Annotated in this window: 22 protein-coding genes; 16 read left to right on the top strand and 6 right to left on the bottom strand. The window is 44.9% G+C overall.

Annotation, left to right across the window (positions count from 1 at the left end):
- Positions 1-194: 194 nt before the first annotated feature.
- The 3 genes from ACLWOR_RS17595 to ACLWOR_RS17585 are packed head-to-tail and all read left to right on the top strand — an operon-like array spanning position 195 to position 2,666.
- Positions 195-728 carry a hemerythrin domain-containing protein gene (locus tag ACLWOR_RS17595; protein WP_413942124.1) on the top strand — a complete coding sequence of 178 codons (534 nt, stop codon included), beginning with the start codon at positions 195-197 and terminating at the stop codon, positions 726-728.
- 11 nt (positions 729-739) lie between these two features.
- Positions 740-1,594 carry a YihY/virulence factor BrkB family protein gene (locus tag ACLWOR_RS17590; RefSeq protein WP_413942123.1) on the top strand — a complete coding sequence of 285 codons (855 nt, stop codon included), beginning with the start codon at positions 740-742 and terminating at the stop codon, positions 1,592-1,594.
- On the top strand, positions 1,578-2,666 hold the full coding sequence (locus tag ACLWOR_RS17585; protein WP_413942122.1) for a DUF748 domain-containing protein: 1,089 nt from the start codon (positions 1,578-1,580) through the stop codon (positions 2,664-2,666). Before ACLWOR_RS17590 ends, ACLWOR_RS17585 begins: the two co-directional genes overlap by 17 nt.
- On the opposite strand, the gene ACLWOR_RS17580 is transcribed toward ACLWOR_RS17585, so the two are convergent.
- Positions 2,667-3,737: a PA0069 family radical SAM protein gene (locus ACLWOR_RS17580; protein ID WP_413942121.1), complete on the bottom strand. Its 1,071-nt coding sequence runs from the start codon at positions 3,735-3,737 to the stop codon at positions 2,667-2,669.
- Positions 3,738-3,895: 158 nt separating this feature from the next.
- On the opposite strand from ACLWOR_RS17580, the gene ACLWOR_RS17575 reads away from it, so the two are divergent.
- Both ACLWOR_RS17575 and ACLWOR_RS17570 read left to right on the top strand, forming a co-directional pair.
- Positions 3,896-5,140, top strand: coding sequence for a hypothetical protein (locus ACLWOR_RS17575; RefSeq protein ID WP_413942120.1), 1,245 nt, complete (start codon positions 3,896-3,898; stop codon positions 5,138-5,140).
- 79 nt (positions 5,141-5,219) lie between these two features.
- The gene (locus ACLWOR_RS17570; protein WP_413942119.1) at positions 5,220-6,404 is read left to right on the top strand and encodes an RtcB family protein; all 1,185 of its coding nucleotides are present in this window, start codon (positions 5,220-5,222) and stop codon (positions 6,402-6,404) included.
- Here ACLWOR_RS17570 and ACLWOR_RS17565 read toward each other — a convergent pair.
- Entirely contained in the window at positions 6,401-7,795 is a 1,395-nt protein-coding gene (locus ACLWOR_RS17565) for a S8/S53 family peptidase (RefSeq protein WP_413942118.1), read from the bottom strand. The genes ACLWOR_RS17570 and ACLWOR_RS17565 overlap by 4 nt on opposite strands.
- A gap of 223 nt (positions 7,796-8,018) precedes the next feature.
- On the opposite strand from ACLWOR_RS17565, the gene ACLWOR_RS17560 reads away from it, so the two are divergent.
- From ACLWOR_RS17560 to ACLWOR_RS17540, 5 genes are all read left to right on the top strand, one after another.
- A complete protein-coding gene (locus ACLWOR_RS17560) occupies positions 8,019-9,755 on the top strand; it encodes a peptidoglycan DD-metalloendopeptidase family protein (protein ID WP_413942117.1) in 1,737 nt (578 codons plus the stop codon).
- Positions 9,756-9,955: 200 nt separating this feature from the next.
- Complete coding sequence (locus ACLWOR_RS17555) at positions 9,956-10,753, top strand: TIGR02147 family protein (RefSeq protein WP_413942116.1); 798 nt, start codon at positions 9,956-9,958, stop codon at positions 10,751-10,753.
- Positions 10,750-11,811 carry a hypothetical protein gene (locus ACLWOR_RS17550; protein WP_413942115.1) on the top strand — a complete coding sequence of 354 codons (1,062 nt, stop codon included), beginning with the start codon at positions 10,750-10,752 and terminating at the stop codon, positions 11,809-11,811. The genes ACLWOR_RS17555 and ACLWOR_RS17550 overlap by 4 nt, the downstream gene beginning before the upstream one ends.
- A 355-nt stretch (positions 11,812-12,166) precedes the next feature.
- Positions 12,167-12,877, top strand: coding sequence for a hypothetical protein (locus tag ACLWOR_RS17545; protein ID WP_413942114.1), 711 nt, complete (start codon positions 12,167-12,169; stop codon positions 12,875-12,877).
- 27 nt (positions 12,878-12,904) lie between these two features.
- Positions 12,905-13,525, top strand: a complete 621-nt coding sequence (locus tag ACLWOR_RS17540) for a hypothetical protein (protein WP_413942113.1) — start codon at positions 12,905-12,907, stop codon at positions 13,523-13,525.
- Positions 13,526-13,527: 2 nt separating this feature from the next.
- Here the strand turns inward: ACLWOR_RS17540 and ACLWOR_RS17535 are convergent, their stop codons facing one another.
- Together ACLWOR_RS17535 and ACLWOR_RS17530 are read right to left on the bottom strand one after the other, a co-directional pair.
- Positions 13,528-14,607, bottom strand: a complete 1,080-nt coding sequence (locus tag ACLWOR_RS17535) for a hypothetical protein (protein ID WP_413942112.1) — start codon at positions 14,605-14,607, stop codon at positions 13,528-13,530.
- A 101-nt stretch (positions 14,608-14,708) separates the two neighbouring features.
- Entirely contained in the window at positions 14,709-15,560 is an 852-nt protein-coding gene (locus ACLWOR_RS17530; protein ID WP_413942111.1) for a LysR family transcriptional regulator, read from the bottom strand.
- A 67-nt stretch (positions 15,561-15,627) separates the two neighbouring features.
- On the opposite strand from ACLWOR_RS17530, the gene ACLWOR_RS17525 reads away from it, so the two are divergent.
- A complete protein-coding gene (locus ACLWOR_RS17525; RefSeq protein WP_413942110.1) occupies positions 15,628-16,767 on the top strand; it encodes a VOC family protein in 1,140 nt (379 codons plus the stop codon).
- Between the two features lie 38 nt (positions 16,768-16,805).
- Here ACLWOR_RS17525 and ACLWOR_RS17520 read toward each other — a convergent pair whose 3' ends face one another.
- Positions 16,806-17,288, bottom strand: a complete 483-nt coding sequence (locus tag ACLWOR_RS17520) for a hypothetical protein (RefSeq protein WP_413942109.1) — start codon at positions 17,286-17,288, stop codon at positions 16,806-16,808.
- 161 nt (positions 17,289-17,449) lie between these two features.
- Here ACLWOR_RS17520 and ACLWOR_RS17515 point away from each other — a divergent pair, with 161 nt between their 5' ends.
- From ACLWOR_RS17515 to ACLWOR_RS17500, 4 genes are all read left to right on the top strand, one after another.
- Positions 17,450-18,217 carry an SDR family NAD(P)-dependent oxidoreductase gene (locus ACLWOR_RS17515; RefSeq protein ID WP_413942108.1) on the top strand — a complete coding sequence of 256 codons (768 nt, stop codon included), beginning with the start codon at positions 17,450-17,452 and terminating at the stop codon, positions 18,215-18,217.
- Positions 18,218-18,280: 63 nt separating this feature from the next.
- The gene (locus ACLWOR_RS17510; protein ID WP_413942107.1) at positions 18,281-19,168 is read left to right on the top strand and encodes a tetratricopeptide repeat protein; all 888 of its coding nucleotides are present in this window, start codon (positions 18,281-18,283) and stop codon (positions 19,166-19,168) included.
- Positions 19,169-19,208: 40 nt separating this feature from the next.
- On the top strand, positions 19,209-19,916 hold the full coding sequence (locus tag ACLWOR_RS17505; protein WP_413942106.1) for an SWIM zinc finger family protein: 708 nt from the start codon (positions 19,209-19,211) through the stop codon (positions 19,914-19,916).
- 92 nt (positions 19,917-20,008) lie between these two features.
- Positions 20,009-20,725: an SDR family NAD(P)-dependent oxidoreductase gene (locus ACLWOR_RS17500; protein ID WP_413942105.1), complete on the top strand. Its 717-nt coding sequence runs from the start codon at positions 20,009-20,011 to the stop codon at positions 20,723-20,725.
- Between the two features lie 3 nt (positions 20,726-20,728).
- On the opposite strand, the gene ACLWOR_RS17495 is transcribed toward ACLWOR_RS17500, so the two are convergent.
- Positions 20,729-20,917 carry a hypothetical protein gene (locus ACLWOR_RS17495; RefSeq protein ID WP_413942104.1) on the bottom strand — a complete coding sequence of 63 codons (189 nt, stop codon included), beginning with the start codon at positions 20,915-20,917 and terminating at the stop codon, positions 20,729-20,731.
- A gap of 164 nt (positions 20,918-21,081) precedes the next feature.
- Between ACLWOR_RS17495 and ACLWOR_RS17490 the strand changes: the two genes are divergently transcribed.
- A complete protein-coding gene (locus ACLWOR_RS17490; protein ID WP_413942103.1) occupies positions 21,082-21,606 on the top strand; it encodes a hypothetical protein in 525 nt (174 codons plus the stop codon).
- The last annotated feature ends 31 nt before the right edge of the window (positions 21,607-21,637 follow it).

The raw sequence follows: 21,637 nt of genomic DNA, 5'->3' as shown, positions 1-21,637 counted from the left end.
AAATGCAAATTACTTTTTGTTTCTTTTAAAAAATTGATCAGCGGCAGATTCCAATAAAATTGGGAGGAGCAATTTAACAAATAAAAAAGTTGTTTTTATTCGTCCACTCTCTTTTTTATCAAACAATTGAATTCGATCATTGAGAATTTATAGAGAGGCAAACCTATCGCATCTTCTAAGATAAAGGAGACTATATGCTTATCTATGAATTGTTAAAAAAAGATCACAAAGAAGTGAAAGAACTTTTTGAAGAAATAGAAGAGGCTTTGGAAGGTGAGGACTTTGATCGAGTGGAGCCATTGTTCGTCGAAGCTCGGGATAAACTGACGGCGCATTCAAAAGCGGAAGCCGAGATATTTTATCAACCTCTTAAAGCAGTCGCTGAAGACAATGGAAGCGAGATCGTATGGGAGGGAGAAGAAGAACATCATTTGATTGCTCTTCTTTTGAATGAACTTTCTCGTCTTAATATTTCCGATGAATCTTGGAAAGCAAAATTCAAAGTTTTAACAGAGCTTGTTGAACATCACGTGGAAGAAGAAGAGGGAGAAATTTTTAAAACTGCCAAAAAATATATAAAGGATGATGAAGCCGCGGACATGTGTGAGGATATGGAAAAACTAAAGTCCACATACATGGAAATGGTGGAGAGCGCACTTGAAGAAGACTTAGCCGTGTTCTCATTGCCGTATCATGTGTCGTCTGAAGGTCCTTTCCTAAATCGATAGAGTGGACATTTATGAATATTAAGCTTCCGGATATAAGTTGGCGGCATCTCGCATCGAAGGTATCACAAGATGATATTCTGGATATGTCCGCCTCTCTTGCTTTTTATACGGCGCTGTCGTTAGCACCCTTACTTGTACTGCTTTTGACTTTTCTTTCTTTTATTGGCGAAGGCTTTCGTGAAGAGTTGCTGACACAAATTCAAGGTCTTATTGGTAGCGAAGCAGCGAAAATAACTCGGGACATTGCAGAAAATGCCAGTCAGAAGACCGAAATCCGGGGGCTTGCGGGAATTGCCGGGTTGATTACATTGCTTTTCTCAGCGGGCGCGATCTTTGGCGATCTGAGGCAGTCACTCAATCGGATTTTCGAAGTCAGGGAGGAGGAACCGAAAGATAAAAGTCGAGGCTTTTTCCGTAGCAGCTGGGATCTTGCTAAGGCCAAACTATTTAACATGGGAATGGTTTTAACATTTGTCTTTATATCTATTATTTCCCTGGTTATTTCGTCAGCTCTCGCGCTTTTTCTTAAAGGTAATGAGCAGCTTTTGGGACAAATCTTAAATTTTGCCGTTTCTTTTTTTGTCTTTTGGATTCTTTTTTCTGCTATTTTCTTTTTTTTACCGAGAATCAAAGTCCGAAGGAAAGTAGCCGTTGTTTCGGGTTTTGTGACGGCGATCTTTTTCTCGTTGGGAAAGAGTTTGATCGGACTATATTTAGGACAAAGTGCGGTGGCTTCGCTTTACGGCGCTGCAGGTTCTTTTATCGTTTTATTGCTGTGGGTTTATTATTCTTCGGCGGTGATCTATTTTAGCGCTGAGCTGTCGTATGAAATGAATCGAGAGGTGTTAGGTGAAAAGGCTCGTTGAATATCCCCGTCACATCCTAATGACGATTCTGATTTTTATTTTGTTCTTAATTCTTCTGAGGATTTTTCTTCCGGTGGGAGCAAAGTACGGCATCAACTGGTATTTGGATAATAAGCTCAAAAATTATCAAGGACATATCGAAGATTTCGATCTCGCACTGTATCGAGGGGCCTATCAGGTCGAGGGGCTCAAAATATGGAAGCGAACATCGAGTGCCAAAAATCCATTTCTGTCGGTCAAGCAGATCGATCTTTCGCTCGCATGGAGAGCTCTTTTCAGTGGCAAGCTCCTGGGAGATTTAAGCATAGATGAAATGAAGCTTGTTATGCTTGATAGCGATAAAAAGGACAAAAAGGAATTTGGCGAAGGAGAAGATTGGAAAACCATGGCTGGTAAAATTGTACCCATCGAATTGGAGTCTTTGCAGATAAGAAACAGTGAAGTGCATATGATGAATCGCGACTTCAAAGTTCCTATCGATGTGGTATTGGACAAAGTTATGTTAGAAGCTTCTAATATAAAAAATACGAATGATAGTAAGGAGTTGTTGCCAAGTACCGTGAGCGCTACGGCTCGCTTTCAAAAGAGCGCCGCACTTAAGGCCAAGGCAAGAATGAATTTGATTTCAAAAATTCCAGCATTTGAAGCGAAGGCGCAATTGGAAAAGCTCGATATCACAAAGTTGAATCAATTTTTTAAGGCCTATGGACCTTTTACTTTTACCTCGGGACGTTTTTCCGTTTACACCGAAGTCAGTACCAAAAACAATCGAGTCGTAGGATACGTTAAACCTTTTTTTGAGAATTTGGACGTCATCAGCGAGAATGAGAATTTTGGGTCTCCCAAACGATTTTTTAATGAGGTCGGTCTAGCCATGGGGAACTTACTTATCAGAAATCGCAAAGAGAAAACTGTGGCCACGAAAATCGAATTCGTCGGCGCCGCGATGTCTCCAGATGTCGACAAGTGGGGAGCGTTCTGGAGTTCTTTACGAAATGGGTTTGTAGAAGCCCTAAAGCGCAGTCTTGAAAACACAATCTCAATCAAAGACGTGCCCGACACCAAAAAATAGTCACAGATCAAAACTTAATTGATCGCCTGGGCGCTGGAAGTTTGCCGTGGAAAGTTCCAAGCGTTCTTTATTAAGACCGTACTTTTTTGAATAGAGCTGAAACATCTGAGCCATATGATCTGCTCGGGGCCCTTCTCCTCGCATGCGCGAACCGAAATTAGCGTCATTGAGTTTTCCACCGCGAATATCTCGGACCGCATTTAAAACTTTTTGTTTTTTTAAAGGCTGATGCACTTCCAACCACTCTTCAAATATGGGCAGAACGGAGGAAGGCAAGCGCAATGGTGTGTATCCCGCAAATCGAGCGCCGGCGTCGCTGGCCGCTTTTAAAATCGCGGGCATTTCGTGATCTGTGAGCCCCGGAATGCAGGGGGCGACGTTTACGCCGACTGGAATTCCAGCAGAGGCCAGAGTTTCAATGGCCTTCATGCGTGCCAAAGGATGTGATGTGCGGGGCTCTAAAATTCTCTGAAGTTCCGGATCCAAAGATGTTACAGAAATAAAAAGCAAAACGCCATTATAGGCAGCCATTTCTTTAAAAATATCCAGATCACGCAAAATCAAATGATTTTTTGTGATCATCGAAACCGGATTTTTAAATTTTGCTAAAACTTGCAAACAGCTGCGGGTGATTTCCATTTTCCGTTCAAGCGGCTGATAACAATCCGTGATTCCGCTGATATTGATGACTTCTGGTTGCCAAGATTTTTTCATCAAGGCCTCATGTAAAAGCTCAGCAGCATTTTCCTTTACGAAAATTTTGGATTCGAAATCCAGTCCGGCAGAATATCCCAAATACTCGTGTGTAGGGCGAGCATAGCAGTAAGCACAACCATGTTCGCATCCACGATAAGGATTTATTGAAAAACGAAAACCGATATCAGGACTCTTATTTTCAGACAGAATACTGCGTGAAGAATCTTTGAGAACTTCGGTGCGTAAAAGAGGTTGTTCCTCGGCGTAGTTGTCGAAGTCTTCTTCCGTGGCTTCATATTTCAGAGAGTCATAGCGGTTTGTAGCATTGCTACTAGCTCCACGACCTGTGATGTTTTTGCGGAATTCGCGGCTCATGGGCGGACTATCTCACAAGTTCGTGCGAATCAGAAATAAAACTTCTTCTCATGTGTAAGTCTGTTTAGGCGTCCCGCAGTGAGCAGAATATCGACATTGTTTTCAAGACTTAATATAAAATGTGAGTCGGCCGAAGACCTCTTTCAGAGAGGTTTTCTATGGAAATATCCAAACAATTTATTTTTCTTTTTTTGATTGTTGGAAGCTTGGCGGCTTGCGCCCCCTCTGAAAATTGGCCTGCGCTTGATGAATCTGGAAACGAATCGGCGTCGCTCGTTGAGCCTCCGGTGGTCACAGATCCTGCAAGCCCGGTCATTCCTGAGACGGGGTCACAAAAGTTGATATTAAGCCAAGCCATGACAATTCGTTACGAAAAAGCGGGAATTCTAGAAGCAAAGGTGGAATTACCTGAGGGAACTCAGATTGAAGTTCCCGAAAATTATGATGTGAAGCATTTGGACTATCGCAATTCTAGTGGTGGACTCGAAAGATCGAGCACAGGATTTTTATATCCGATTAAAGTCATATCTGTGCTTAGCCAATACCAGCCTCAATTTCCGCAAAGTAAAATTGACGAAATTAACAACACCAGTGGAGGACTTTTTATTTTCGCCTCCATTGTCGGAAACATTGAAGGTGGGGAAGGGAGTTTTGCTGTCGTCAATGGCGCAACTCCGGGAAGCGGCTTTACCAAATATTATCTAGCATCGGGAAAGCCAAAATTCACGTACACAAAATCAGTCACAAAGCGCTTTGGTGCCAAGTTAAATGTCGGTGTTCCAATGAGCAGTTTGACTTCTGCCGAGCAAACCAAATGGACGCGTATTTACGAAGAACTCAAAAAAGCTGTGAACAGAACTGTCGCGACTCCAAAATCATATTTGATGATGGACAAGGCGAAGGCCGTTGAGTGGTCGATCAAATTTGAAAAAACAGGAGCGATTGCAACCGGTGGAGCCTGGTCAATAGCGACCCAGGGAACGGCGGTTCGCCATGGTTTCGCCAATGTACCTTGTGCAGAAACTCAATCCGAAATTTTACGTCAGGCTTATCAACGTGCAGGTTATCGCGTGACTGACGACTTTAGTAAGGCCAAGGGCAATCAGTTGATTTGGTCGAACACGGCAGCTGTCGTGAATTTTTCTATGGCTCTTTATAAAGCCGGATGGGTTGCGTGGGATTCAACAAAATATCGCGCGCCTATTGGGGCTTTTTTGATGAATGGTTCAGGCTTAACCCCGGGGCACACTTACATTGCGGCTGGCGATGATGGGATGATTATCGTCGACAACGGAGCGCCCCAAGGGAGAGATCTTCGCAAGACGGCAGAGAAAACCATTTCCATCATGTACCAAACCGGAGTTTTTTTTCTTCCGCCGGGAATAACTCCGGCGACATGGTAGGAAACAGATTATTTTTAAATAGCTGGGCTTCCAGCTAGCTAAAAAGTTTTCGCCTGGCTAATATGTTAAGATCATCATTATGCCAGTATTAACGAATTTATCGACATCACACGCGCCTGTAAAAATTTGGGCTCCCGAAGGGGAGCTTGAAGTGCAGGCTATGCAACAGCTGAAAAACGTAGCTTCGTTGCCATTTGTTTTTAAACACGTGGCTGCCATGCCCGATGTCCATCTTGGAATCGGCGCTACCGTTGGTAGCGTAATCGCCACAAAGGGCGCTGTGATTCCGGCTGCGGTCGGAGTCGATATCGGCTGTGGGATGATTGCTGCAAGACTGAATATTGAGCCTGACAAAATTCTTCATGATTTGGATCGTCTGCGCGCTGGTATCGAAGCGGCAATTCCTGTTGGAACGGAGTCAAACAAATCACTGACATCGCGAGTGGAAAACTGGTCAGGTTGGAAATCCACACCAGAACTAGTTTCCCTTTTGCGTTTAAAAGACAAAGCGGCATTACAGCTTGGAACCTTAGGCGGCGGAAATCATTTTATTGAAATATGCACCGACATCGAGGGCAGTGTTTGGGTGATGCTTCACTCTGGATCTCGTCACATTGGTAAAAGTTTAGCAGAAGAACACATTCGAAATGCTAAAGGCGAAATGAAAAGACTTGCGACGAAGCTGCCGGATCCAGATCTGGCCTATTACGTCGAAGGCACATCAGAGTATTCCAATTACATGCGGGATTTAGAATGGGCGCAAAGCTATGCTCTGGAAAATCGTGAAGAAATGTTGCAAAAAGTTTTGCAGGCGATTTCAGTTCATGCGGGATTCAAAGGTGCTCCAGTTCCTTATTCGATGAAAGTGAACTGTCACCACAACTATGCGACTCGTGAAGTGCACTATGGGGAAAATGTCTTGGTCACTCGCAAGGGTGCCGTTCGGGCCCAAAAAGGGGATATGGGAATTATTCCGGGTTCTATGGGGGCACGCTCTTATATTGTACGTGGTAAAGGAAATCCCGAGTCCTTTCATTCCTGTGCGCACGGGGCGGGTCGGCGCATGTCGCGCTCGGAGGCTAAACGTCGTTTTTCAGTAAAAGATTTGATCGAGCAAACAGCTGGAGTCGAATGCCGCAAGGACCTGCATGTGGTCGATGAAATTCCATCGGCGTACAAAAATATTGATCAGGTCATGCAAAACCAACAAGACTTAGTCGAAGTTGTGGCGGTCCTGAAGCAAGTTCTTTGCGTCAAAGGTTAGAGTTCTATTTTTGGGGTGGCTTCGTAAATCTTGAGCAGTTCCTTCGCTCTATAAGCTCCAATACCCTGATCATTTGCGATGACTTTTAGTAAAGCGTCTTGGTAAGACTCATCAAGAAGTTCCGCATCACGGAGAGCAGCACTCTCATTATATCCTTTTTCTACGGCTTCGATCGCTTGCTGGCGAATCTTTTTTTGCAGAGAGGCTGGATTCGTGTAGATAAATGCCAAATTCTCATAGTAATCAGCGTTGATAAGATACTTCTCGTTTCTATAAGCACAAGACAAGAGTTTCGCTGAAGGAGCAGGGTTTGTCGCGAGCAGCACATTTTTTCGTAGAGTTTCCATTTCCTGTTGTGACAGGGATTCAGACGTCTCGCAGATATTCGAAGTTTTAGCGCTTAAAACTTCTTCTGAGAACAAGTAGTTCTTTTTCGTGCCAATTTCTTGTTCAAGGCAGGCGTTACTCTCTCCGCAGATATTTTTTAAACGAAGAGCTACATGAAACATCTTATAGGCATTAAAGAGACCTGCTTTATTTGTTTTTGAATAAAAGCGATGCAAGGATTGATAGGCGGTTCTTTTAATAAGTTTTTCAACCTGCTTTCGAGTCAGAGATGGAAGGAGAGCTTTGATATTGGCGATAGATCCGGAAACTAGGGGAGTTGCGCCGCTCGTTTCACCAAAAAGAATGACCTGACCATTGCCATCGATCGAAGCTTGATACTCATCGGCCGGAGCTAGCACATCCAGCTGATCCGATTCTTGCGAAGAAATTGTTTGCAAGCCACGAGGCGATGAGGATCCGACACTGATAACTGGCGCTGTCCGCTCGTGTTCCACAATTGCTTGCGGATGATCATTTCCAGAAGCCATGACCCAGATAATTCCTTCTTGATCCACTTTTTGCGCGAGAGATTTCACCTCTGGCGATGACCAACCCATCGAGTTTGAAATAATCATCGGTCGTACCGGAAGCTTCAGCATGTCTTCTACAGCGCCGAAATAAAACAAGGCGGGGGAGACTCTTCTGAGCTGGACGAAATCCACCACTTCAGAAACCGACATCATGCCAGGGCCGTTAATTAAATTAGCAACACTGGTTCCGTGATGAGCTTTGATAAAGCGTGATCCATTCATCGCGCGGTCTACGACGAGCTGAGGAGAATGGCGCACGAAATTTTGTTCGAACCCAATATCGTAAACTGCGAAGGGAATGGTTTTTAGGTCCGTCAGTTTTTGCATTTCTTTTTTTACAAGATCGGCACCGATATATTCTTGGGACCAAAATGGAGTCAGCAGTTCGCCTTCGACTTCAACGGGCTGTCTGTTTTCTAATTCCACAAAGGCTTGCGCAGGAATCAGTTGCAGAAAACTCAGAGTCAGAAGCATGACCTGATTGAAAAAACTGCGCTTATGAAATTTCCCATTTTGAGACATATGCAGAGCACCTCGTTATCGTCAAAAAAAGTGCAAAGTTTGCTCCTCCTCAGGGCTAATTTACAAATATCTGACACAGGATTTCGCGTGAATTGCCAAATATTGTTGTTCACTTACACTGGCTCTTGCAGATGAAAAAGTCGGCTGCTGAGATGGAAGGAACGGGAGGTCTTAAGTGGGTAAGGCAGGGGCTGCTCTTCTTCTGACGTTTACTTTTTCAGCGCAAACTCTTTTTGCCGCTTGCAAAGACAGTGAATTAAAATTGAATTGGCCCCTCTCGGGTGCCGACGGCGTGAACTGGGTGATTAATAATTATGTCGATCTTGATCCGGGTGCGGGGCTCAAAGACTACAAAGGAAATACGGGAGCTAACGCCAAAACCTACAACGGCCATAACGGCATTGATGTCGATTTACCGAATTTTCGTGCCATGGAATATGGAGCCTGGACAGCTCAAGCCGCGGCTGATGGTGTGGTCATTGATGTGCAAGAAGACCTCTATGATCGCAATATGGAAGCAGCCCCGGGATGTGGCCCTTGGAATCACGTCTATGTGAAGCACGCGAATGGATTTGTCACCTGGTACGGGCATCTGAAGTGGAATGGCGCTATTGTTAAAAAGGATGATGTGGTGACAGCAGGTCAAGCGCTTGGCTATATCGGAAGTTCCGGTTGTTCTTCCACGGCTCATCTCCATTTTGAAGTGCGTGATTGCGATAACAAGCCTGTAGATCCTTTTTTAAAGAACATGTGGATCAGTCCTCCGGTCTACGACACACCTCTAAAAATTATGGATATCACTCTTCGTCACGGGGCTTTTCCCGAACCTGCAAGCAACAGTCCGCCTGATGCTCTTTTGAAAGATCCACCGACAAATATTCAAACCGCTCCAGCGGGGAGCCGAGTGGGAATTGGACTTTCGATGGCAGGAGGTGCTCCCAATGATCGTCTGGAAATGATTGTTCGCCGTCCTAACGGCACTGTCTATTTTCAGCCCGCCGCCATAGTTTTAAGTGCGCCGGCTCGGCACTGGTGGCCGCGATGGTGGGTGAATTTGCCGGCGTCAATGGACACCGGATATTGGAAGGTGGAATTTCGTACCAACAATAATTTAGTTAAGGAGCAATATTTTAGGAGTAAAGTCACGCGCGATATGGTGGTCACAGCAAACGCAGATGTGACATATCAACAAACTTTTCTGTCGCTTTCAGGTGATCAGTTCACTCCGATATTCGTTGATGGTTCCGCCTCGCCAGAGGGCGGAGCACGTATAAGTGCGGTCTACCGTCGGCTCGGGGGCGCCTTTCGTGCCATTCACAATGCGGATGGAGCTACTTATCAAAACTTTTTTAATCAATCTGTAGCAGCAGGGTTGCAGCTTACAAGCCTTGATAACTATGTTCGCAATGGTCAACCTCTGATTGCAGCGGTCTTTTCCTCACCCGTGATTAACGATTGGCGCGCATATCATTTTTTAAATCCTGAACAGCATCAGCAGAAATTCGATGAGTTAAGAAACTTGGGGTATCGGCCCTATTTGATGTCAGCGACCATCGCCAACAATCGCGTTTATTTATCGGCAGCCTACACCAAAGCACCTTCGCGTGGTTGGTGGGCTGTGTGGGGAATGACGGCTCAACAATATCAAAGTACGATGAATCAGCAAATCGCCTTGGGGAGGGCGCCGATCTATGTTGACACCTATGATGATGGTGGCATCCCTCGCTTTTCGGCAATTTGGACGGCTGAAGCCAACGGTTGGGCATGGGAGGCTCGGCACGGCTTAAACGAAGCTCAAATGCATCTGGTTCACGAAGAGCGCACACAGGCCGGGATGAGAGCGCGGGCGATCACCAGCTACATGTCCAATGGCCAGCGGCTTTTTGCTGCCATATGGTCGACGGCCCCCTAGGAAACCAAATATCCTAAATCAGGGGGCTTTTCCGGATAATATTTACCGTCGGAAGGACTTTTCCGGGCTAATTTTTGACTCTCCAAAATAAATTGGTTATCGCTCCAACTCATGGATTCTGGCGGACCGCAATTACGTTCGATAGGGTCTTAATCAAGTGACAGTCAGGTCTGGGAAAGTTTACTTGAAAGCCATTTGAGGTGGGTGACATTGTGGACTATCGACGTTTTCTAAAAGATGAATTGTTGAAAAGACAAAAGAAGAATCGCGCTTACTCTTTGCGCGCTTTTGCCCGTGATCTGGGTATGTCGTCTTCTCGCTTAAGTGAAATCTTAAATGCAAAAGTCGGGCTTTCTGAAACACGTGCCGCTGTGCTGGCGGATCGCTTGCAGTTAAATCCAGAAGACAAAGAACTTTTTGTCGACATGGTTGAAAGTGAACACGCGCGCAGTTCGGTTTTAAGAGCGGCGGCAACAGAGCGTGTGAAAAATCGCTACATTGATGTGCCGGTTCTTGACGAGGAAGAAATGAATTTGATGTCAGACTGGCATCATATGGCTTTGTTAGAGCTCATTGGGCTTGAGAAAACCGATCACTCTCCAGAAAGCTACGCAAAGAAATTAAATTTAGAAGTTGAAGCCATTCATGAAAGCTTCGCGCTTCTGGAAAAGCTAGGCTATGTGCAAAAGGTGAACGGCCGCTGGGTTGCGACGGATCCGGTCACGACGACGACCAACAATATCCCTTCTTCGTCTATCAAGCACTATCACAATCAAATGCTGGAAAAAGCCCGAACGGCTTTATATGAACAAAACGTGGCAACACGCGATTTTACTTCTATTGTTTTCGCCATGAATTCAGAGCAAATGGAACACGCGAAAAAACGAATTCGTGATTTTCGTCGCAGTCTCGTTCAAGAGTTAGAAGCGATTCCCGGAAAAGATCAGGTGTTTTATCTTTCTATGAATATGTTTTCACTGACAGAGGACGCTCAATGATGAAATTGATCACAGTCTTAGGACTTCTTTTTTCATTCAATGCACACGCTTCGATTTTCCCGGGTACGGATGCGCGTGAAGTTCAAAACGGCGGAAGTGGTTTGCGTGTTAACGGTGGTTATCTGACTTATTACTCGGCGATGGGAACATTCCGCCAATCCGTTGAGAATGCGGACCGAGTACCGGGTTTGGATCTTTTGGTTCGTGAAATTATTGAACTTCCGATTCTGTCGTCATTTAAGCTTCTAACGCTGAAGTATTTCGATATTTCGACGGAGCGTAAGTACTTTAGTTTGTCGGCAAAATCCTTGGATCCTCGCTTACATCAGAAAATCGTAGATGATTATGCGCGACTCATGGATGTGTCTCCAGATAAAGTGGTCATTTTTGCTGTGACGACTCCGGCAGATCTTAACACAGTTTTGTTGCCAGAGTTTTTTCAACTGAATCCCAATGAACAAGCGGCCATTGTTATGCACGAAGCGCTATGGCTTCTTCCGGAAGCAGACTACGCTAAAGTTCTGACCGGGGAACAAGTAACTCAGGCTTACCTGGAAGACAAAACGTCGCCGGAAAAGTTCGTGAAATTTGTCGAGCTGGTCAATGATTTTGCTGGTGATCCTGGATTGAAGATTCGTGCCGGATATTATTTTGATCTCAAGAACCAACGCTTACCAGCTGACGTTTTGAAATCACAAAAAATGTTGTTCAAAGACTTCGTAGGTGAAAAGTATGTTCGCGCGACGATGTGTCCTGATCCACGTGATTTGGATCCATCAGGCAAAGCCTCAAGAGACCTTTATTTTGAGTCTCGTTTTAATTATGACTTGCGTGCTCAATCTCTTCTCTATACGGGGCTCTTTGATTTTTTAAGAGACGGTGGAAAGCTGTACTTTGAAAACAGGCATGCAAGCTGTCTGGATAATAAGCGTATTGAGAAGCTGGTTCAGACTCTGGTCGTTGATTTTTCAACACTATTAACATCCGATGGAAATTATCTTGTTGTTTATGATAGTGATGGCAACGAATTTGGAAGTATCAAATACGAAAAAGAATAGTCGTCTTTATTCGGCCTCTCTATTATGTGGAGGCCTGCTAGTTTGTTTGTTCGCAAGGTCTGATTTGTATTCAGACAATCTTATCTAGTATCGACATTCCAAAATCCAAGCTGAGTGATGTAATACGGGGATGGTGAAGACCATTTCCGTTCTTCTACTCCTTATTTTTTCTGCGCATTCAAGTTTCGCGGCCTATCGGCTACGCGATGCCGTTGCGAAAAAGTATGTCGACTCCATTCTCGCCTTGATGTCGTATTCCGCTATTCCAGATTTGGCTTCAAGTTCGCTCTCAATTGATTCCGCACAGACTGGAAATCCCTCTATCCTTATGACTCAATTGGGGGGAGGGGCCACAATGAGCGAAAGCGTGCCCGTCTATTTGGAGGGAGCCATTGCCTACAGCCGCTATGACCCCATTTTTTTGGTGACCGATGGCACTGATACGCGAGAGCTGCCGTTTCGTTGGAACAGTGGCACCTTGCAAGGAGGAATTGGGGGCGACTACAAAATCGCGGAAAACTGGGTGATTCGCCCGATTTTGAATTTTTCAGCGGGTGTGATTGTCAGCGATCTGGAGGTCGGAACAGCAGTGATTGGGGCTCGTCTCGAATTAGAAGATGATTTCCTGGATGGTGGATCGATGACAGTCGGGGGCTTAGGTGGCTCCATGATGTTAGACTATGAGTTTCATTCTCCGGATTTGCACGATATTGATTTTGAACTTCGCTATACCTTTATGCATTTGCAAAGTATGGGAGGTAGCACCTCTGTTAAAGGATATTCTGACTCAAGCACTTCCAGTATGTATTATCGCTGGCGGGCACCGATCGCTGATTGGGTCGCCCTGGAAAAACCATTTCGTTATGTTTTAGAATCTTCGCTGTCGTATTATGCGGGTGACCAAGCTGGCATTTTAGGTTTTGATACCTTGGGCAGTCTTGGTGCTGGTATCGAGTTGGATTCCAGCGCCTACAATGTTTTTGTCACTCGGACGCGTCTTGTAGGCCGTTACATGTTTGGTCCTGGAGTGCGCGGTTACTCTTTCGGATTTGCATGTTCGTTCTAAACGAGAGAAGCTGTGGGGGGAGTTCTTATGTTTAAAAAGTTTTTGACATTCATCAGTTGTCTTTTGTTTTCACTCTTTTTGGGGAGCCCGTCAGCTTTGGCTGCTGATTTTGACTCTAACGATGGGATTTCGAAAGAAAAGCTTGTTGAATCTTTAAAAAAGAACACAACGCTCAATGCAGAACAAATCGAAGCCTTGATTCAAACGCTCCAAAAGCAATTTGCAGTGACACCGGAAGAGAAAATTCCAATTCAAGGTTATCTTTATGCTTCTGGTATGAATGGGGCTTTTTTAGTCGATCATGATGTGTGGACATTTGATGCGGCTTTAAGAGTGCCAGGTTCTAACGAGCTTGTTCGCATTCCTGATCTGTATCTTTGTGATTTTCATAACGGTGGTTTGAAATTTGAGATCGCTTATAAGTGGATGTTCACCTTTATACCCAGCGGGGTTACCGTCGACGAACTGCATGGCGGTATTTATGGGCGCGGACTTGGATTGGTCGCCGAAGCATTCTTAGGTCTTGAAGGATCCTGGATGCCGGCCAAGAATCGGGCCCATGATCTATTTCACGTCGCAATTAAGTTAGGCTTCGGCGGCGGAATTCTGGTTCCTAAAATGGAATTCAAACTCCGCAATATAAAATAATCTTACTGAAAAGCCGCAGCAAAAGCATTGATGAAAGCATCTAACCCTTGGGAGTATTTGGGACCAAGGTTATTGAGAGATTCTTTGTTTTTTTCTCTCCATGTGGCAAACGCGTTCACTAAATTCGGAAGATAATGAATCACGCTGCTTTGATAGTGAAAGTCTTGGAAGTCTGCCTTGTAGGTCGCAGTCAGTTTCTCAATCTCACAATGCATCTGAGTGCTTCTGCTTCCAATGAAAAATGCACTCGCAACCCCACCGCAGGACGGGCCAAAATAGAGCAAGCGTGAAAAGTCCCAATCAAATCCTATGGGGATGATTTGTCCTGAATCTTTGCTTTGGTAGAGGTGCATGTTTTTTTCGTAAAAACTCACGCTGCTTGAAATGTGGTAGTAAAAGCCGGGCACGCCAAAATCCAAGTTGCCGATAAAAAATTGAAAGGCATGCATCAGGGACGCGTATTTTTCGTCAGTCATTCCGACAATTTCTGTTTTAACTTTATCAATATCCTCTTGCTCTAGGCGGTGCAGGTTCAAACGAGCTTCGATATGATCTTCAGGCTCTAGGAAAAAAGCCAACTGTTTGTAAGGAGCAATTTTTCCTGAAGTATCCGTGTATGAAATCTCTGCGAGTCTTGTGCGGTAGTGAACTGGAAAGACCTCTTCATAAAGTTTGTAAATGAGGTAATTGGACAGGACACGTTTATCGAGTTCTTTATCCGTGATATTTGGAATGCAGATGCCCGATGTGAAAAGTTTTACTTTCTTAAAACCTGTAAAAGGGGTTCCTGGGATAGATGACTTATTAAAATTTAGTTTGAGCTGAGGCTGATCACATCCAAAAGAGCCTTTACCTCGGGGAGTGACTGAAACCGGAATGGAAGTTGAGCCATAGGTCACCACACCCTGAAGGCCTTGCTCTGAATTTCGCAAGCTTTCCTTCGAGGTTTTGAGCAATGAAATATCATAGCTCAAAGATATTTGCAGCGGCGTTTGCTCTTGAAAAAGGCTCCCTGCCGGCAAGGACTTTGCCAGGGACAAAGACGATATCAGAAGAGACGTTAAGAAAGCCAACTTATGCATAAACACCATCCCGTGGCGAAGAGAGCAAAGCCCGGGCCGAGCAAAAGTGAGCTCTATTGATTTTGGTAAAGATTTGCTGTCGAGAGTTTCAACAGCGAGCCTTAAATGAGACCCTTGATTAAGCTTTCCACCGCAGGGTTGGGTCGGGATCCCTTGGCATGGTGAAGGAAAATCTCATAATCGCACTGAAACCATTTTGGTTTTAAGATCCGAAGCTGCTTTGTCCGGTCAGGTGTTATGGCAATTTCAGGTACGAGCCCCACACCCTGTCCCGAACGGACCAGATGAACTATCGCATCCCAACTGCCGACCTCATAGCGGGCTGGCAGAGGCTCTTTAAATTCACGGTAGAATTCTTTTTTGAGAAGTTCGGTCTCGTAACGTGGCTCTGTCAGGATATAATCGCGTTCTTCCCACGGAGAAGGTTTTTTGCTTTCGGATTCAATTAAAACAAACTTACCACTACCGATCTGATTTTGTTTTAAGGTGGGCATGGTTTGATGACCGATTGTAAGGCCTATGTCGATATTTCCTTTAACGACGCCTTCGATAATCTCGTTTGTGGTTCCAAACCGAATGTGGGCCTTCATCTTTGGATATTTTTTTGCCAAATCTTGGAGCAGTGGGGAGAGATAAGCGTGACCCAAAGTCCGAGAAAGTCCAATCGAAATGGCTCCGGAGAGATCCTCGGTCTGCAGTTTCAATGAGGTGAACTCTCGGGCAGAAGCCAGCAGAACTCGTGCCTGCTCCGCGACCTGGTAGCCAGTGGGGGTGACCTGAAAGTTTTTTCTTTGGTGAACTAAGAGTTCGACGCCCATTTGTTCTTCCAAGGATGTGATAGCTCGGCTGATCGCGGGATGAGTGACGAAGTTTTTCTGAGCGGCAGCGCTGATACTTCCGAGTTCTACGGCATCAGCGAAATATTTCAAATGGTCCAGATTAGGAAGTGTCATAATAATTTACATATTATGTAGAAATTAAGTAATTTTCAATCACTTATAACTATGGCACATTCCCGGTATGCAGAACAAGGTATTTGATCAAAAGCAGTTTAAGTGTGAGGGGGAAGAATTCCTGACCAGTTTGCTTCAAGACATGGAGGCAGCGGGATTTTCCGTGCAGGGTTTGTCGTCTGATCACCTCTGTTTTCGCGTTGAAAGCTCGGCGGAGTATGAGTTTTATAAGGCCGCTTTGCTGTCGGTGGGTCGGCTTTTGACGGAAGCCTTGGTGAACGGTCGCCCGATCTGCACTTTTAAGTTAAATCAACCTTTTCAGGTTGGTTCGCATACGGTTCCTTTGGTGGAGCTTCCGGCTCCCAAACCGGGGGCGAATTACGCGACAGGCTTTGAGCACGCTGAATTTTTAATCAATGAGAGCTTTGATGTTTTTTCAGCTCGCTATCCAGGGCTTAACTTCACTCAATCGGGCAATAAATCTTTGAATCCCGAGTTGTGTGTTAAGCTTCCACGTGGCCAAGTGAAATTTCATCATCATTCGTTGGAAACAGTCATTGCTGTTGAAGAAGCAAAGCTCTCAGATTTGATTTTTGATCTCGATGGAACTTTGATTGCGTCGCGGGAGACGATTTACGAAATCAATCGTATTGTCTTTTCCGAAGCTTTAGAAAGAACTGTGACTTTAGAAGAGGCGAAGAGCAACTTTCATCCGGAGTTTTCAAAATTGTTCGAAGCATTTCAGTTGAACTGTCCTTTAAAACAAAAGGCGGCAGTTGATCGGTGGGGAGAGGTTTCTGAGACTTTTAAATTTGAACTTTTCCGGGGAATGAAAGAGATGCTTTATCGTTTGCGTGATTTCGGTTACCGACTGCATCTGTGGACGGCCCGAGATGAAAACTCAGGACGAAGTATTTTACGCGACCATGGAATTGACGGTTTATTTGTGACAACGAGTTTTGCAACTGAAGTCGATTCAAAGCCTCATAGCAAAAGCCTTAAATTTGACTGGAATCAGGCCAAGGCGAATAGTTTTATCGTGATTGGCGATAGTGCAACGGATATGCGGGGAGCCGCAAATGTCAATGCCATCCGAGCGGCAGCCCTATGGGATCCGTCAGTGAATGCTCAAGCACTCGTCGCTGAAGGTGCGCATATATTTTTCCATAGCGTCCAAGAGCTTGAGGGGTGGCTCATGCGAAGTTAGCTGCTGAGAACTGAGCTGAGGCTGAGAACTGAGACCTGTTATTGTGTGGTCTCTGTTTCGGTAGTTTGAGGAGCTGCAGCTGATTTTGTTTCAAGTTCGTTCACTCGTTGCTGCAATCTAAAAATTTGAGTTTTAAGTTCGCGAATTTCAGACATGATGTCTTCAGAAGCGACCACGGTCTGAGTTCCCGCAGTCCCGATTGATCCTTCTTTTTTAACTTTATCACCTTGACCATGAAAAAGACCTTCGCTGATCTCAGCGCGCTTGCGATTGATCGCGGTCAGAGTATCGACGTCTTGATCTTCCGGCATGGCAGACGTGACTGATTTCTCTAGCTCAGCTGATTTCGCCGCTGTTCCCATGGCTGAAAGTTGCGTGATGCTTTCGTAGCTGCTTTGAAGTTGTCCAAAGTCGGGCGGAAATTGGCGGGTGATCACGGAAAGACCAATTATAAACATCACACCCGAAACAAAAAGACTCGAAACCAAAGTGCTTAGAATTTTTCCGACAAGTTCTTTCATGGTAGCCCAATTTCCTTTTTAACAATGATGCTTGTTTGTGTTTGTGAAGCCAAGGCGAGGAGTGGACGCCTAGCCTTAGGATGAGCGTTTCAGACGACGATGTCCGATTCTGGCCAGTTTTTTGCCCCACGTCGATTTAATCTTCGGCCATAGGAGAATGTATGTTGCAAAGAAACGAACAAAAGAAAATAGCACTCGTCACAGGTGGCAGTCGTGGAATCGGGCAGGCCATCAGCCTTAAGCTTGCGCAAGCAGGTTTTTTCACGATCGTTCACTACGCGGAACGGGAAGAGGGGGCGCGTGCGACTCTCGAACAAATACACGCTTTTGGAGGCCAAGGAGCGCTCATCAAGGCGAACTTCAAAAGTCCCATGGCTGTCCAAAAATTATATGAAGAGGTGGATCAAATATTGAAAAGTCTCTCGGTTAATAAGTTCGATGTTCTGGTGAACAACGCAGGGATTGGTTGGATTCAAGAGTTTGAAAAAATGAGTGCCGCAGAATTTGATGAACTTATATCGATTAATTTGAAATCGCCTTTCTTTGTGACACAGAATGCCCTTGAACGAATTCAAAATGGGGGACGTATTATCAACCTTACCTCGATTGTCACCCGAATGGCGATGCCTGCGGTTCCAGCCTATTCCATGACCAAAGCAGCCTTAGATTCGATGACGTTGTGGTTGGCAAAACAATTGGGACCTCGGGGAATCACCGTGAATTCGGTTGCTCCAGGAATTGTGAACACCGAAATGAATGCGGGTTCTTTAGGTGATCCCGAAGCGCATAAGTTCATGGCTTCTTTGTCTGCCTTTAACCGCGTAGGGGAACCCCGGGATATCGCGGACGTGGTGGCCTTTCTGGCGTCTGACGAAGCTCGCTGGATTTCCGGACAAAGAATTGAAGTTTCAGGTGGGTCTTATTTGTAATAAGGAAATCTTTGAAAAAAATTTTAGGCAAGTGATATCGAAAATTGTGTTATAGAGAGGACTATGTCTAAACACTCTGAGCACTTGCCTGATTTTGATTCTTTATGGGATTTCTCTAACCCCGCAAAAACTTGCGAACTGTTTGATGATCTTATTCCGCTAGCGAAAGAATCCGGAAATCAAGATTACTTTTTGCAACTTCTGACACAGATCGCTCGTACCCAAGGGTTGCAAAAAGATTTTGATGAAGCTCATCTTACTTTGGATGAAGTTCAAGAGGATCTGACAGCAGAAACTCCCGTTGCAAAGATTCGGTATTTTTTAGAGCGCGGAAGAGTTTTTAACTCATCCAAAGAAGCAGCCAATGCTTTGGTTATGTTCAGGCGCGCATTTGAGCTCGCAGTTGAAGCAAAGGAAGATAATTTAGCCGTTGATGCCGCTCATATGATGGCGATTGCCGAATCATCTCAGGACTCAAAGATGGAGTGGAACTTAAAAGCTCTCAGTCTGGCTGAAAGATCACAAGACCCCAAGGCACAAGCTTGGCTCGGTTCACTTTATAATAATATTGGATGGACGTATCACGATTCGAAAAAATATGTTGAAGCCCTTGAGCTTTTCGAAAAGGCGCTGGCCTTCCGTCAAAGCCGAGGCCAAACTGCAAATATTCGCATCGCGAAGTGGTGTGTTGCACGCACGTACCGATCGATGCAGAAGTTTTCGGAAGCTCTGCAGATTCAAATGGATCTCAAAGGCGAGTTCGAAGCAGCTGGTGAAAAAGATGTCTATGTTTTTGAAGAACTCGGTGAGCTTTCGTTAGCCTTAGGGAAAATCGAAGATTCAAAAGAATTCTTCCGCTTAGCGTACAATCTTTTTTCAAAAGACGAGTGGTTCAAAACGAACGAGCCAGCTCGATTTAAACGCGTGCATGAACTAAGTCTCAAGCGCTAAATCACATGATTTTTAAAATCTTTTAAGTTAGAGTGCATGAATGTCAGTTGAAGCTTGGGAAAACTTTTTTAAACCAGAAGTTCGCAGTGCGGGACGTGCTTTCGTCAGTCAGCGCAAGGTCACAGTGTCACAACTTTCCGACACTGAAGTGCAAAGTTATGTTCGTGGTTCCAAACCTTTTAAAGTCGTTTTTAAAAGTCCTCGCGTCGACAGCAATTTGGTCACAGTCGAATGCAATTGTCCGCAATCGGCGAAAGGACAATTTTGCAAACATATCTGGGCAGCACTTCTTGTAACCGCAAAGCAAAAGCCGGACTTTCTTGAAGGCAAAACAGAAATTGAAAAAGCGACGGTAGAAGTTCAAGAAAAGACTCCACCTAGCTCGACATCAAAATCGAAACCGGCATCTGCTTCTGCGTCCTACGCAGAAAAACAAGCGGCCTTTAAACAAAAGCAAAGTGATTATCGCAAAGCTCAATATCAAAAACAAAAGCAGCGCTTGAAAGATATTAAAAATAAGGAAAGAGGAATTGTTATTGATGACTCTTATCCCGTGCCGGTCGAAGCCGCTTTAAAATACTTTTCTGAAAATGGCTTTGAATTACGCGAGCAAATGAATCGGGTTGCAATTGCAGCTGCGAAAAAACAATTGGCCCGCGTATTTCATCCCGATCTTGGCGGCAGCCATGAAGAATCTTTGGAACTGAATAGACAGGCTGAGATTCTGATGAAATTTGCGAAGTCTTAGTTTTTGCACGGGGAAAAAGTCTAGTTTTTTGCCACAGGCCGCAAATCGGTTCAACATAGTTAAGGTGCCCTTGAGCGCACAAAGGGGAAGACATGAAAAAGATCGCAATCGTCACTGGAGCCAGTCGAGGCTTGGGATATGCTACAAGTGAAGCTCTTGCCAAACGAGGATACAAAGTCGTGATGGCCATGCGTGACCCAGAAAAAAATCAATCTGAAATCAACAAACTTAAAATGAAAGACCTCGACGTCACGGCGCTCAAACTGAACGTAGCCGATGAAAAAAGTATTGAAACTTTCTGTCAAAATTTCAAAAAAGAATTCGGCGGTGTCTTAGATGTCTTAGTGAATAACGCGGGAATTTTCATCGACAATGAAGACGGTGGAGATAGCTCTGTTTACAAAACGAAGTCTTCAACGATTCAAAAAACTTTTACCACCAATACCGTCGGGCCGTTTTTGCTGATCCAGAAACTTTTGCCACTGATGATTGACGGTGGTTACGGTCGCATTGTGAATGTATCAAGCGGTATGGGGCAATTATCTGATATGAATCAAGGTTATGCCGCCTATCGTATTTCCAAAACAGCGTTGAATGTTGTGACCAGAGTATTTTCTCAGGAAGTGGCTTCACAAGGTGATATCTTAGTGAACTCGGTTTGCCCAGGCTGGGTAAAAACTGACATGGGCGGTAAAGGTGCGGATCGCACAATCGAACAAGGTATCAAAGGAATTGTTTGGGCCGCGACTTTGCCGAAAGGTGGCCCGAATGGTGGATTCTTTAGAGACGGCGAGAAGCTAGAATGGTAGCGCCTATTTGTTCTGCTTAAAGATTTCGTCGATATTAGCGTGAAGTTTTGACGTGAGGCTTTCCATGAGAGCCTTTGTGAAATCTTCCAGGCTGTCAGCGTTCTCGAAAGTTTCTTCGAGGAGTTCGGCTTCAGCTGTGAGTTGTTCAGGAGTTTCAGGTTGTTGGATTTTTGGTTCTTGTGTGTTTGGCATGAGTCCTTATCCATGATTGTCTAAAGCATGGCAAGATTCTGATGGCTGGGGCGGTGGCCTCAGTTCCCATCTGAAAAAATTATCTATTTCTTAAGATTTGGGCTTCAAAAGAACACCCAATTCAGCTATGAAGGGCACTCTAAGTTCAAGAAAAGCGAGTACCTGTGATCAGTAAAAAATTTGAAGTCGATGATGAAGTTGTGGCTGTGGGAGCAAGTCCCCTTGAGATTGCTAAAATTCAAATTGAAAGTGCTATTGAAATGCTTTTCCAGGGCCATCATCCGCTTGCTGTTCATGCCGTTGCTGAAGCGGGCTTGCAAATCGTACGCGATCTTGCTTCCGATAAAGAACTACCCCTCCTGCAAAGTTTAGAAGTCGCAGATGTCTCCTTTGATTCTTCAAAGAATTTTGCCGGTATCAGGCAAGATCTTAATGACGTCACTATTTTTTGGGCGATTCAACTTTTTGATGCTTTGGGTGGGAAACAGACAGCGGCTATGCATTCGTTCTATGCGGGTGTTGTTATGAAGTTCCCGGAGTTGGCCAGTACGCAGGTTGCCGGATTGACTGCGGAGATCACGGCAATTGCTAAGAAGCTGACGCGTGAAGAGTTTTTGCGTTACGGGGCAGCTAGTGTTCAGAGTGCGAGAGCTCGGGCAGAGCAGAAGCTGGCTCAGACTCTTCAGTAAGAAGGTCTGATTTTGATTTCAAAACGACTTT

Source organism: Bdellovibrio sp. HCB2-146 (assembly GCF_047345725.1).
Lineage (GTDB): Bacteria > Bdellovibrionota > Bdellovibrionia > Bdellovibrionales > Bdellovibrionaceae > Bdellovibrio.
The sequence above is the reverse complement of the archived record's forward strand: the minus strand, read 5'-3'. Positions and strand labels throughout refer to the sequence as shown.